13 protein-coding genes and 1 tRNA gene are annotated in these 12,758 nt (G+C 60.2%); 7 read left to right on the top strand and 7 right to left on the bottom strand.

What is annotated here, in order from left to right:
• Nucleotide 1 precedes the first annotated feature (1 nt).
• On the bottom strand, nt 2-352 hold the full coding sequence (locus tag HZ994_18620) for a DUF2007 domain-containing protein (protein QTN34248.1): 351 nt from the start codon (nt 350-352) through the stop codon (nt 2-4).
• Nucleotides 353-482: 130 nt separating this feature from the next.
• On the opposite strand from HZ994_18620, the gene HZ994_18615 reads away from it, so the two are divergent.
• Entirely contained in the window at nt 483-1,355 is an 873-nt protein-coding gene (locus HZ994_18615) for a cation transporter (GenBank protein ID QTN34247.1), read from the top strand.
• Here HZ994_18615 and HZ994_18610 read toward each other — a convergent pair.
• Together HZ994_18610 and HZ994_18605 are read right to left on the bottom strand one after the other, a co-directional pair.
• Nucleotides 1,352-1,681, bottom strand: a complete 330-nt coding sequence (locus tag HZ994_18610) for a hypothetical protein (GenBank protein ID QTN34246.1) — start codon at nt 1,679-1,681, stop codon at nt 1,352-1,354. The two genes, HZ994_18615 and HZ994_18610, sit on opposite strands and share 4 nt — an antisense overlap.
• A gap of 4 nt (nt 1,682-1,685) precedes the next feature.
• Nucleotides 1,686-2,315 (bottom strand): hypothetical protein, encoded by a 630-nt coding sequence (locus HZ994_18605; protein QTN34245.1) that lies wholly within the window; start codon nt 2,313-2,315, stop codon nt 1,686-1,688.
• A 395-nt stretch (nt 2,316-2,710) separates the two neighbouring features.
• On the opposite strand from HZ994_18605, the gene HZ994_18600 reads away from it, so the two are divergent.
• On the top strand, nt 2,711-3,853 hold the full coding sequence (locus HZ994_18600; GenBank protein ID QTN34244.1) for a redoxin family protein: 1,143 nt from the start codon (nt 2,711-2,713) through the stop codon (nt 3,851-3,853).
• Between the two features lie 281 nt (nt 3,854-4,134).
• The gene (locus HZ994_18595) at nt 4,135-5,031 is read left to right on the top strand and encodes an NTP transferase domain-containing protein (protein ID QTN34243.1); all 897 of its coding nucleotides are present in this window, start codon (nt 4,135-4,137) and stop codon (nt 5,029-5,031) included.
• Nucleotides 5,032-5,445: 414 nt separating this feature from the next.
• Here the strand turns inward: HZ994_18595 and HZ994_18590 are convergent, their stop codons facing one another.
• The gene (locus HZ994_18590) at nt 5,446-5,928 is read right to left on the bottom strand and encodes an RNA pyrophosphohydrolase (protein ID QTN34242.1); all 483 of its coding nucleotides are present in this window, start codon (nt 5,926-5,928) and stop codon (nt 5,446-5,448) included.
• 104 nt (nt 5,929-6,032) lie between these two features.
• On the opposite strand from HZ994_18590, the gene HZ994_18585 reads away from it, so the two are divergent.
• The 3 genes from HZ994_18585 (at nt 6,033) to HZ994_18575 (ending at nt 8,934) form a co-directional block, all read left to right on the top strand.
• The gene (locus HZ994_18585) at nt 6,033-6,581 is read left to right on the top strand and encodes a hypothetical protein (GenBank protein QTN34241.1); all 549 of its coding nucleotides are present in this window, start codon (nt 6,033-6,035) and stop codon (nt 6,579-6,581) included.
• Between the two features lie 52 nt (nt 6,582-6,633).
• Nucleotides 6,634-7,974 (top strand): ribosomal RNA small subunit methyltransferase A, encoded by a 1,341-nt coding sequence (rsmA, locus tag HZ994_18580; protein ID QTN34240.1) that lies wholly within the window; start codon nt 6,634-6,636, stop codon nt 7,972-7,974.
• Between the two features lie 135 nt (nt 7,975-8,109).
• Nucleotides 8,110-8,934 (top strand): glutaminyl-peptide cyclotransferase, encoded by an 825-nt coding sequence (locus HZ994_18575; GenBank protein ID QTN34239.1) that lies wholly within the window; start codon nt 8,110-8,112, stop codon nt 8,932-8,934.
• Between the two features lie 123 nt (nt 8,935-9,057).
• Here HZ994_18575 and HZ994_18570 read toward each other — a convergent pair whose 3' ends face one another.
• Complete coding sequence (locus HZ994_18570; protein ID QTN34238.1) at nt 9,058-9,930, bottom strand: trypsin-like peptidase domain-containing protein; 873 nt, start codon at nt 9,928-9,930, stop codon at nt 9,058-9,060.
• Between the two features lie 13 nt (nt 9,931-9,943).
• Nucleotides 9,944-11,578: an ABC-F family ATP-binding cassette domain-containing protein gene (locus HZ994_18565; GenBank protein ID QTN34237.1), complete on the bottom strand. Its 1,635-nt coding sequence runs from the start codon at nt 11,576-11,578 to the stop codon at nt 9,944-9,946.
• Nucleotides 11,579-11,719: 141 nt separating this feature from the next.
• Between HZ994_18565 and HZ994_18560 the strand changes: the two genes are divergently transcribed.
• Nucleotides 11,720-11,801 (top strand) — tRNA-Leu (locus HZ994_18560).
• 107 nt (nt 11,802-11,908) lie between these two features.
• Here the strand turns inward: HZ994_18560 and HZ994_18555 are convergent.
• Entirely contained in the window at nt 11,909-12,757 is an 849-nt protein-coding gene (locus tag HZ994_18555; GenBank protein ID QTN34236.1) for a TIM barrel protein, read from the bottom strand.
• Between the last annotated feature and the right edge of the window lies 1 nt (nt 12,758).

Below are 12,758 nucleotides of genomic sequence, written 5' to 3'. Positions count from 1 at the left end.
CCTAGATAGCGCCTGCATCCCCGCCAGGCAAGCCGCCACCCATGTCCGCGCCGCAAGACCAGCACAGGTCGAAGTTGCCCGGATTGGTCTCGCCGCATGACGGGCACCGTATTTCCAGATCCGCGCCCACCGCATTCTGGGTGATATGATTGCGGATGATTTCCATGGCCTGCGGATAATCCCCTTCGTCGATGACACACAGCGCGGGGAAAAACTCCGGGATGGGGATCTCGGTGAGGCCGGACATGGTGAGGTGCTTGTTCCTCACGATGGTGGCGATGCCCTCCGCCTCCAGGACGGACTGGAAATACCCGACCTTCGTGAAATCCCGCTCGCGGAATAGTTCTTTCATTGGCGCGACTGATACACCGTCCGGGGCACCCCCGCCACTGCGGACTTGGCAGCATGGGTTTTTGCATTGGCTTTTGCGAATCAGCGGGCAGGATCCGGGCGTGTCGGGATTCCTGCAGCAGAAATGGCTCATGAATCTCTCTCTGGCGTGCGCGCTCGCACTCCTGGCAGGCAAGACCTTCGCGTCGGTCGTCACCGGCTCATCCGCCATCTACTCGGATGCGGTGGAGTCCGTTGTGCATGTCTTCGCGGTGGCATTCGCAGCCTGGGCACTGCGTCTTTCGCATAAGCCAGCCGATGGCACCCATCATTTCGGGCACGACAAGATTTCCTACATATCATCCGGCTTCGAAGGGGCGATGATCTCCGCCGCCGCCGTGTTCATCCTCTATGAGGCGGGCAAGCAATTCGTATATGGGGTGAACCTGCAGAACCTCGGCATCGGCCTCTGGATCACTTCGGCCGCCGCCGCAGTGAACCTCGCCCTCGGGCTCTCCCTGGTGCGGATCGGGCGGAAATCCGGTTCCTCGCTTATCCGCGCAAACGGCATCCATGTCCTCACCGATGTATGGTCCAGCCTGGCCGTCATCACAGCATTGGCCCTGGTCAAGCTCACCGCTTGGGTCTGGTGGGATCCGGTGTGTGCCGTCATTGCCGCCCTGAATATACTTCGCATCGGGCTCAGGCTCATTCGCGACAGCCTTGGCGGCTTGCTCGACGAGGCGGATCCCGTCATCGAGCAACAGGCAAGGGATGTCCTCGATAGGGAAACGTGTTCCCGCGATCTCGCATACCATAATTTCAGGCACCGCCATTCCGGACGCGCCCATTGGGTGGAATTCCACCTGGTTTTCCCGGATGGCATGAGCGTGGTCGAAGCGCACAGGCAAGCCACGGACATCGAGTCTGCGGTTGCGGAAATCATCGCTCCCGAGGGAAGGGTCATCACTCACCTTGAGCCGCGCTCCTCGGAGCAGCGCATCGAAAACTGGGAGAAACCCTAGTTGAATGCGATGCGGTAAGCCCAAAAAAGCATCAGCACCGTGGCCGTGGCAAGGAGCAGCATCATGGCGAGACTCTGCCTCTGCGCCCGCAGGGTGTTCTCGATCTGGCCGCGGCTCAGGCTTCTCTCGAACTGCCTGATCTGCTCTCGCTCCCTGATCTCCGCCATCGGCGGCATGGTCGAGTCCCGCTCCCGCCTCTCCCGTTCAAGCCTTGCCGGCAGCTGTACGACATCCTTGTGGGCTTGCTCGAGATTCCTTTCCCTTTCGCGCAACGCCAGCAACTCCGCATCCTCCTCAAAGAGATTTCCCTGTTTCAGTTTTGCCATGGCTTCACTTGATGAGGTAGGCGATGAGCGCGAGCGCACCCAACGCGATGATGGGAAGGTTGAACGCAAGCCCGCTTACGAACTGGCTGCGGAATTCAGATTCGCCGCCTTTCGCCTTGGCCTTGCGGCGCGCCCCCTTGGACGACCTCCCGAAAATTCCTCCTGCCCGGCTCCCCTCGAAGTATGCCGCCGCCTGGTCGTATTCGTCTGCGGCCTGGTCGGTGACCAACGTCGCCTTGTCCAGCTTCTCATGGAGATTGTCCCGCGTCCATTTCTCCGGATCGTGCTTCTGGATCTTGTCGAGGTGCTCCGCAAAACATGAGCGGCACTGCTCCAGCTGGCTCGTCTCCTCGCGCAGGGCGACAAGCTCCCTATCGATCAGGGTGATGGCCGAAGTCAGCCTCTCGGTCAGCTCCACCTGCTGGGAGAGGAACTCGCGTTTCCTAGCGGTCAGCTCTTCCAGCTCTCGTTTTTTGCGCTCCAGCTCCTCGCGCTCCAGCTGGATGCGCTCCAGCTCCAGCTGGGCGTTGCGGATCTTGTCGTCGTAATCGTCCTGGCGCCCCCCGCGCTTCGGCATGTCGAGCTGGCTGGTGCGTACATTGATCGGGTGGGTGTATTCGGTGGGTGCTGGCATAACCGTGAAAATGTTTCGCATTTCCTAAACAATTTCGGCCGCCAGCGCGAGATAAATCTGCGGAAAATCATGGTTTCCTGATATCAGGCACAACAGTGGGATCAACCGCGGGACGGAAACAGCGGGACGGAAACAGCGGGGATTTGGCCACCGATCGCGCAAGATTCACAAACTGTCCCGCATTCGGTTTCACGATCTCTGCCTGAAACTGGGATCTGAATCCCAGTTCCCGGCATGCTGCGTAACGGCGGATCCTGATATGTGCCTTGTGCGACTTCTGTGGCGGTTTTCTCGCCGGCCTCATCTCCCTGCGGGGCGCAGTCGCCCCAAACCCACCGGCGTTTTCCTGTTTTCAGCCTTGTAAGTAAGCAAACCCGCCTATCGTATGCGGCATCATGAAAAACACCATCCTAGCCATCATGTCGGCTGCCGCCGCCGCAAGTTTCGCCGCCGAAGTCCCGAAAGTCCTGCCCATAGGGTCAGACATGCCGCCCTTCGCCTTACCCGGCACCGATGGCAAGCGGCATACGGAAAAGGATTATGCGGACGCAAAGATCCTCTGCATCATTTTCACCTGCAACCACTGCCCTGATTCCGTGGCCGCCGCCGTCCGCACCGAGGAAATCCACCAGGCCTACAAGAACAAGGGCGTTGCCGTCGTCGCGGTGAATTCCAACAACCCTGCCAGCCTCCGCCCCGACGAGCTCGGATATTCCCCCTACGGGGATTCCTTCGAGGAAATGAAACCCTTCGCAGACAGCCACGGCTGGACCTTCCCATACCTCTACGATGGTGAGGTGCAAGCCTTCGCCACCGCCTGCGGCGCCCAATCCACCCCCCATGTCTTCGTCTTCGACCAAGACCGCAAGCTCCGCTACACCGGCCGCATGGACGATGCCGGACGCTCCAAGGGCCCCGTCGAGAAATCCTATATCCGCGATGCCTTCGACTCCATCCTCGCTGGGAAGGAAATCGCCGAGCCGGTGACACGTTCCTTTGGATGCTCCACAAAGTGGCTCTTCAAGGGCAACAGCGTCGAGCAGGACCAAAAGGCATGGGAGGAAAAGGCTGTCACCCTCGATGACCTCGACGAAAGCCTTGCCAAAGCTCTCCGCGAAAACAAATCCGGCAACGTCCGCGTGATCAATTTCTGGTCCACAACCTGCGGCCCATGCGTCGCCGAGTTCCCCATGCTTGTGGACACCTACCGCCGCTTCCAGAACCGCAATGTCGATTTCATCTCCATCTCCATGGATCCGGCCGAAGATAGGGACAAGGTGCTGAAATTCCTCGAGTCCCGCCACGCCGCGCTGTCGAACCGCACCAAGCCTTCCATGGAAAAGGAAGGCCGCACATCCAACAACTACATCTGGGCGGGCGGCAATCCGGACAAGCTTGCCGAGGCCATCGCACCGGAATGGACCGGCGCCCTGCCACTCACCGTCATCATCTCCACAAAGGGGGAAATTCTCTGGCAGGATGCCGACGAAGTGGATGCCGTAGAGCTGCGCGCGGAGATCCTAAAAGGGCTTGAGTGAAAATCGGCGCCGCCCCCAGATACTACGCGATCCCGTGATATCGCTATTTCTGGAACATGCGAACATACGCATGTTGCCGGAGCGCGGTTTCTTCCCCCATCTTGCTCAGGCACAGTCCCGGAATCTCAGCGTAAGGCGGAGCCGCTAGTCGGCTCCGCCTTACGTATTCCCGGATCCGCGCCCCCCCTCCGCATCCGGGCGAATGCGGATTTCGTGAAGCGGTACGGAGAGCCTTTCCGCATATCCTTGCCAATCCGGCGCTGCCTGCCATAGAAACCGCCATGCCTTCGCTCATCGTACTCGCCGCCGGAATGGGAAGCCGCTACGGCGGACTCAAACAGATCGACCCCATGGGCCCCAACGGGGAGACCGTCCTCGACTACTCGGTGTATGATGCGATCCGCGCAGGCTTCGACCGCGTGATCTTCGTGATCCGCGAGGATTTCGCGGATGCCTTCCGTGAAGGGATAGGCGCTCGCTTTGCCGGAAAGATCCGGGTCGATTACGCTTTCCAGAAACTCGATGACCTGCCAGCCCCCTTCACACCTCCCGAAGGGCGCAGCAAGCCTTGGGGCACCACCCACGCGGTGCGGGCGGCGCGGCACCTCATCGACGGCCCTTTCGCCGTGATCAATGCGGATGATTTCTATGGCCGCGATGCCTATGCCCGCGCCGCCGGTTTCCTGGCCGATATTTCCGCCGACACCTGTGCGCTCATCGCCTATCCGCTGGAGAACACCCTCTCGGATCACGGCCAGGTGAACCGCGGGATCTGCGGGGTTTCCGCCGAGGGGCTCTTGGAGAGCGTCGAGGAATTCGTCAAGATCGGCAGGGAAGCCGATGGCAGGGTGACAGGTGAGGGACTGGATGGCGTCCGCAGCGAAATCCCGGCATCAGCCCCCGCCTCGATGAATTTCTGGCTCTTCCCGGCCGAGTTCGTGCAAGATCTTGAAGGCGAGTTCATGGAATTCCTCGGGAAACACTTCGGGATGACCGGCGAATCCTACATCCCCACCGTTGTGGACTCTCTCATCCGCAAGGGAAAGACCAGCTGCCGTGCGATCACGACAAGCTCCTCATGGTTCGGAGTGACCTACGCGGAGGACAAGGATCATGTGGTCAAGGCAATCGCGGATCTCATCGCCGCCGGCGAGTATCCAAATTCGCTGGGGGACTGAGCCCCGGATCCCGGAAAGCAATCGGGCGTGCTTGGATTTGACCCCAAACACGCCCTGAACTTGCACATTCCCCCCAAAGATCCCCGCAGCCTGCTGGCGTTGCCTACTTCCCCCCGGAGATAGGCTCGCAGCACCAGTCTGCAGGAAATGGAAATGTCACGCTCAGGAAATTAACCGAAATTAAATTTCCCAAGAGCAAGTCAATTAATATTTTGAAAATATCAATCAATCAAGGATGAAATTCTAACATTTTCTCGATTCCTGGCCCTGGAGGCACTGGGAGTACAAACCAAGGGCGCCGGATCCCTTGAATTTCCGGCGCCCTTGGGCCCTTTGGGGGGCTATGTGCTATCCCTTACACGCCCTCATCCTACCCGCAAAACCCGACAAGGGAATCACGCAATCGCGTAGAACTCAGATTTTTTGCGCAGGGTCGAGATCTACCCCGAAGAAATCGGCCATCACGCACCGGTAAACCTCGTGCTTGAAGGCGGGCAGCCAGTCGAGATCGAACTCATCCGGCTGGATCCAGCGGTATGCGCCGAATTCCTGCGGGATCTGGTTCACGTTGACGGGTGGTGCGGATGGCTTGAGCTTGCAGAGGAAATACGTCTGCTCCTGTCCGTGGTTGCCGTGCTTCCTGATCTTTTTCACACGCACATCCGGCGGGTAGAGGTAACGGTAGCCGTCTCGGCGGCTTATGATCTCATAATGTTTGCTGGCGATGCCGATTTCCTCGCGCACCTCGCGGAAAAGCGCCTGCTCCATGCTTTCACCAGCATCCACACCGCCTTGGGGGAATTGCCACGCCCCTTGCACACCTGCGCGCTCGCAGATGAGGAGATTTCCATCCGCGTTCACCATCAGCGCCGCGACGTTAGGGCGGTAACGAACCATGCGCATAGCATGCTACCGAAGGGATGAACTGGCAATGATTAAGTTTTCCGTAGTATTTTTGGAAGCTGGCCAAGCGCCCGCTTCCCGCATAGGTTCCCACCATCATGAAAAAACCAGCCGCCGTCCTGATTGCGACACTCCTCCTTGCCTTCAACGCATTTGCGCAGAACAACAACGGCGGCACCAATGCCGATCCGGACAACCCCAACGCCAACGGACCCACCGACAGGGAGGTGCGCAACGGCTATTGGGAGGCAAACCTTGCTGGCGGCAACTACCTCGTCGCCCTCGGCAGGATCTCCTCGGTCAGCCGCCACAAGTATGTCCTCGACGGCACGCTCATCGTCGATGAGGTGACGGTGGACACCACCGGCCAGGCGCTGGCACGCTTCTATTTCATCACCCCGATCACCGCCACCGGGGTCGGTGCCGCCGCATCCGATGCCGCGGAGAGGGCGCTCGCCCTTGTGGACGGCGCGGCCAGGCGTGCAGGCACCGAGGTGCAGGATATGGTCGTGAAGAAATACCCGCTGACGACGCACAGCAAAACGATCGAATACCGGCTGCTTTCCGAGCAGCAGCTCAACGGGCTTTACTCCAGTGTCAGGACGGCTTGGGTGACTGGCAAAGGCCGGGTGTTCACATCCCGCTAGGCCTGCATTTCCGCGCTCGCCAGGTGTCGCTTGCGCGGCAAGGATGCCGCCCATGACAGGACAGGAGATTCGCGAGGCGCTCGATCGCGCCAGGGTGCTGCCAAGCAAGCAGCTCGGCCAGAATTTCCTGACCGATCCCAACATGGCGCGCTGGATCGTCTCCCAGCTCGAGATTTCCGAAGCCGATACGGTCGTCGAGGTAGGGCCGGGCACGGGCTCGCTCACGGAGCATGTCATCGGAAAAGCGAAGCGCGTCGTCCTCGTGGAGTTCGACGGAAGGCTTGCCGGTGCGCTGAAGGAAAAATTCTCCCACCGGGACGATGTGGAGGTGCATCATGCGGATGGGGCGAAGTTCGACCGCCGCCTCCTCTTCAGGCACCGCCCGGTCAAGTTGCTCGGCAATCTCCCCTATTCCTCAGGCGGGGCGATCATGAAAAACCTGTTAGGGCGTCCCCACCCCTTTTCCCGCGCGGTGATCATGCTGCAGAAGGAAGTCATCGACCGCCTCGGCGCGCAGCCCGGAGGCAAGGATTACGGCATCCTGAGCCTGCGGATGCAGGTGAACTGGGAAATCAAATCCCTGCGCGTGGTCCCGCCCGACGCGTTTTTCCCGAAGCCCACCATCGACTCCGCCGTAGCGGTGCTCACTCCACGCGATGAGCGAGGGCAGGAACCCTTCGATGCCCGCCTCTTCGATGAGCTGGTGCGCCGCGGCTTTGCACAGCGCCGCAAACAGCTACGCAAGCAGCTCCCGGATTCCCCACCATGGGAAGGGATCGCGAAGCGCATGGGGCTTTCCACCACCGTGCGCGGCGAAGAGCTGGATCTCGGGAAATGGATCGCCCTGACCCGTGCCTACGATCCCCACCCGCTCAAGGACAATGCACAGAAGGCGGATGAGGTCTTCGATGTGGTGGATGAAAACGATGTCCCCACCGGCACGGCCACCCGCTCGGAAGTCCATTCCCAAGGCCTCATCCACCGCGCGGTCCATGTCTTCGTTCTCAACCGCAACGGCGACCTCTACCTCCAGAAACGCTCCCTCATCAAGGACATGAACCCGGGCGTCTGGGACTCCAGCGTCTCCGGCCACCTCGATGCGGGGGAAGGCTATCGCGAGGCCGCCGTCCGCGAGCTGGGCGAGGAAATGGGCATCCGCGACATCACCCCTGAGGATCTCCGGCATCTTGCGACGGCCGCTCCTTCGGAACATACCGGCTGGGAGCACGTCCACCTTTTCCTCATCCGCCATAACGGCTCCATCCGCTTCCCGGCGGCGGAGATCGATTCCGTCATGCCCTTCCCGGTGGAGGAGATCGCGGCTTGGCTCGCGGCTTGCCCGGATGATTTCTCGCCCGCATTCCGGCTGCTGTTCCGGGCTTCCGGCCTGTGAGGCGCCGGATCATCTTTCACCAGCCACACGGGTGTTGCCTATCGACAGGATTCGCATTTCCCAACAGGATTCCCTGCCGCCGCCACGCATTGCGTTTCGGGCCCAACGGTGGCGGATGCACAACCCCTTCCCATCATGAAATTCCGCATCTTCGCCGCCGCACTCCTCGCCCTCTCATCGGGGGCTTGCCAGAAAAAGGCACAGGGGGTGAATCAGGTCAAGGAGCCTGCCGAAGCGCCGGTGGCTCCGGATTGGAAAGCCCATCCCATGCTGGGCTATGAGGTGCTCCGCGAGCTTCCCCATGACACAGGGGCTTTCACCCAGGGATTGCTTCTATCGCACGGTGATTGGATCGAAACCACCGGCGGATATGGCACGTCGAGCATACGCCGCGTTGAGAAGGAAACAGGAAAGGTGCTGAGGAAAAGAGACTTGCCTGCCAATTTTTTCGGGGAAGGCGTGGCGGACCTGGATGGGAAACTCCATCAGCTGACATGGCACGGCCGGCAGGGCTTCCTTTATGACACCAAGACCCTGGAGCCCTTGGGGAACTTCAGATACGATGGCGAAGGCTGGGGGCTCACGAGCGACGGGGCATCCCTGGTCATGAGCGATGGCAGCGACCGGCTGCGTTTTCTCGACCCCAAGACCTTCCGCGTCTGGCGGGAGCTGCGGGTGCGCCTCAATGGCAAGCCGGTCAATCTCCTCAATGAACTGGAATTCATCGAGGGCGAGATTTTCGCAAACGTGTGGCACAGCGATTTCATCCTGCGCATCAACCCCAAGGACGGCACCGTCCTCGGCGTGATCGACCTGACCGGGATCGATGCCAAGTCCCGTAGGCTCGATCCCGAACATGTGCTCAACGGCATCGCCTACGACCCGCAGTCGCGGGAATTGTTCGTCACCGGAAAATGCTGGCCGAAGATCTATCAGATACGGCTGATCCCGAAACAATGAGATTCCGACGCGGATAGCGAAAGCCGCCCAAGGCACCCACACTCCTTCCGGCCTACGGCTTGCCCAGCCAGTAGGCCGCCGCCGTAGCCACGAGCAATAGCATGGCGATGATGAGCTTCCTTCTCATTGCGGCTGTTCCTGGGGAGCGCCCTCCGGCACTTGCGCCGTTTTCCCGCCGTATTGCGGGATCATCGCAGAGATGGAGGAAGCCGGAACGCAGTTTTTTACGACCATCTGCAAGGGCCCCTGCTCCTTGCCCTTGTAGTAGATCGACTGGGTGGAGCTGACCATCCCGATGACCTCGCCTGCCGCGTTGAGCACCGGCCCGCCTGAGGAACCCTTGGCATAGTCCGCGGTGATGGACATCTGCAGGATGCCCGCGCCGCCGGGTGCCTTCGGGCGGTTGTGGTAGCGGGAAACGTGGCCGAAGGTGTGGGTGAACAGCCGCTGGTCCGGATTCCCGATGACCTGCACGGCCGTGCCGACCGGTGCCGGTTCGCCGATGCCCAGCGGCTGGAGACCGCTTGCGTCGACGCGGAAAATGGCGATGTCGTTGGCTTCGTCCGCAGCGAGGATTTCCATGACCCGATGGACTTTCCCGTCGATGCCGCAGACACCCATCGCCCCGCCCTTGGTGTTCGCGAAGACATGGTGGTTGCTCACCATCAGGCCATCCTCGGCCAAGGCCCATGCCGTCGCGGTTCCCGAGGAATGCCACTTGTCGCACTTGCCGCATTTGTAAACGGAACCGATGAGATAGACGGATGCATCAAGGTTCTCCGGGGGGCTCACCGCAGGAATCGCAAGATCCAGCTTGGCTGGAGCCGCGGCCACATCTTTCGCGAGCTGGTCTGCGGTGATGCCCTCTCCCGATTCGGCGAAATCGGAGACACCTTTCTGGAGCGCGCGGATCAGGGCGGCATCGTCGATGACGACCGGTGCCGCGCCCGCCACGGCGGTGAGCAGAACAAGGGCTGGTATGGTGCGCAAATTCATGTTTGTTTGCTTGTTAGGAAGTCACCGCACTGCGGTCGTCGCTAAGGCCGGATTTCTCCAGGAAGTAATCGTAGCCGCCGGTGTATCGGGTGACTACGGCGCCATTCTCCGGGTTCTTTTCATCGCGTGTCACATGCAAGGTCGTTTCCGCGAGGGTGCGGATGAAATGCACGTCGTGGGAAATGAAGACAAGCGTGCCTTCGTAGGACTTCAGCGCGTTCACGAGGGAGTCTATGGAGAGGATGTCGAGGTGGGTCGTCGGCTCGTCCATGAGCAGGAGATTGGGCGGATCGACGAGGAATTTCACCAGGTTGAGGCGTGATTTCTCCCCTCCGGAAAGGACGCCGCAGCGTTTCTCCACATCCGCCCGGCGGAACAGGAAGGTGCCGAGGATGGCCCTGGCGTCCTCTTCGCGGAGGGTGGTGCACGCGCCCATGACCTCATCGAGCACCGTGTTGTATTCGTTCAGGGCCTCGGCGCGGTGCTGGGAATAGTAGCCGATCTTGGTGAGGTAGCCGGTCTCCTTTTTCCCGCCGTCGATCTCCAGTTCCCCGGCCAGCAGCTTGAGCAGGGTGGTCTTGCCCGCACCGTTCGGGCCGACAAGGACGATCTTGTCCCCGCGCTCGATGGTGAGGTCGAGATCCTTGTAAATGCGCTTCCCCGGGTATGACTGGCCGACTTTATGGAACTCGATGACCTTCTGGTTCGAGCGCGGAGGCTGCGGGAATGCGAACTTGAACGGTTTGCGCGGGGCGCGGGGCTTCTCGATTTTCTCGATCTTGTCCACAAGCTTGATCCGTGACTGCACCTGGGCCGCCTTCGAACCCACCTGCCGGAAGCGCTCGATGAATTCCATATGCGCCTCGATTTCCTTGTTCTGGTTCCGGTAGGCCTGGACCTTGCGCTCATAGACCTTTTCCCTCTCGTCAAGATAAGCCGTGTAATTTCCGGTGTAGGAAATGAGCTGCATCGCATCCGGATCGATTTCAATGACGGTCTCGATCATCATGTCCATGAAATCGCGGTCATGGGAGATCATCAGGATGGCCCCCGAGTAATTCAACAGGTAGCGCTGGAGCCAGAGGAGGGAGATGAGGTCGAGGTGGTTGGTCGGCTCGTCGAGCATGAGCAGGTCGGGCTCCATGACAAGGAGGCGTGCGAGGTGGGCGCGCATCACCCAGCCGCCGGAGTATTCGCGGGCCGGCCTGTTGAAATCCTCCTGCTTGAAGCCCAGCCCGGCGAGGATTTTCTTGGCCTTCGGCTCAAGCTGGTAGCCGTTGAGCGCGGTGAACTGATCCTGCGCCTTGGCGAATTTCTCGGTGGAAAGGTCGCCTGATTTCTCACCTTCGCGTATCGTGCGCAGCAGGCCTATCATTTCAGGCGTGATCCCCATCGCGATCTCGATGATCGTCTCATCGGAAGGCTCGCCCGCTTCCTGCGGGAGATATCCTGTGATCGCGTATTCGTCGCGGTCTATCGTGCCCTCATCCGGCTGGTCCTCATCGAGGATCATCCGGAAAAGCGTGGACTTCCCGGCCCCGTTCGGGCCCACGAGGGCGACGCGCTCGCCCCAGTTGATGGACATCTCGGCCTCGCGCAAAAGGGTGCGCCCGCCGAGGGTTTTCGTAAGTTTCTTGATCGTCAACACGCGCTCTGGGTAATGGCAACCCGCAGGGACTTCAAGGATAAGCCGACACCACCGCCCCATCAGGGAAAAAAATCCGAACATTCTCTTGCAAAGCCCGGCCCTTCGTCATATTTCCTGCGCCCACCCAAACCGGAAAGAAAAGCTCGGATGGCGGAATTGGTAGACGCGCTAGACTAAGGATCTAGTAGGGAAACCTGTGGAGGTTCGAGTCCTCTTTCGAGCACTTTTCCATTTAGGATGAACAAGTTAGGGAGCCGTAAGCGGCTCCCTTTTTTGTTATGCCCTTCAATACTGGGCAGAAGAGGCGGCATGCGGCCTTATCCCATGGGGTCAAACCGTGCAGATCCCCACCCCCTGCCTCAGGCTGGCTAGCTTGTCCGGGTTTTTCGGGATGAACTCCTGGCCGACGTAGCCGCTGTATCCGGTTTCCACGATGGCTCTCATGATCGCCGGATAGTTAAGCTCCTGGCTCTCATCGATCTCATTTCTCCCAGGCACGCCGCCGGTATGGTAGTGGGAGAAGTAGTCATGCTTCGCCCGTATCGTGGCGATGATATCCCCCTCCATGACCTGCATGTGGTAGATGTCGTAGAGCAGCCTGAAGTTCGGGCTCGCGATGCGATCCACAAGCGCCGTTCCCCATGCCGTGCGGTCGCACATGTAATCCGGATGATCCACGCGCGAGTTGAGAAGCTCCATGGAAAGGATCACACCGAGCTTTTCGGCAAGAGGCAGGATACGCCTCAGGCCTGCCTCACAGTTCTCCAGGCCCTCCTCATCGCCCATCCCGTCACGGTTCCCCGGAAAGCAGATGAGCTGCCTAGCGCCCACCGCCGCGCAGTCGCTGAGCTTTTTTTCATAAACCTCCACAAGGGCATCGTGGTGCTCCGTTCGGTTGAAGGATTTCTCGATCATGCCGACCTTCACGCCGTGCTTTGTGACCGCCGTCGGGAAGGTCACCATCGCGCAGTCCAGGCCATGCTTCCTGAGGATGGGGAAGTCCGACGTTTCAACCAGCTCGATGGATTGCACACCCATCCCCTTCGCTGCCTCGCAGAGACTCTCGAGCGGGATGTCATCATAGCACCAGCGGCAGACGGAGTGCTTGATCCCGCCCGGTTTCCCGGCGAGGATGGCTGCGGCTGCTTCGGTGGCGTTGTTGTTTGCTGGGGCTTCCATG

This window comes from Akkermansiaceae bacterium (genome assembly GCA_017798145.1).
Lineage (GTDB): Bacteria > Verrucomicrobiota > Verrucomicrobiia > Verrucomicrobiales > Akkermansiaceae > Luteolibacter.
The sequence above is the reverse complement of the archived record's forward strand: the minus strand, read 5'-3'. Positions and strand labels throughout refer to the sequence as shown.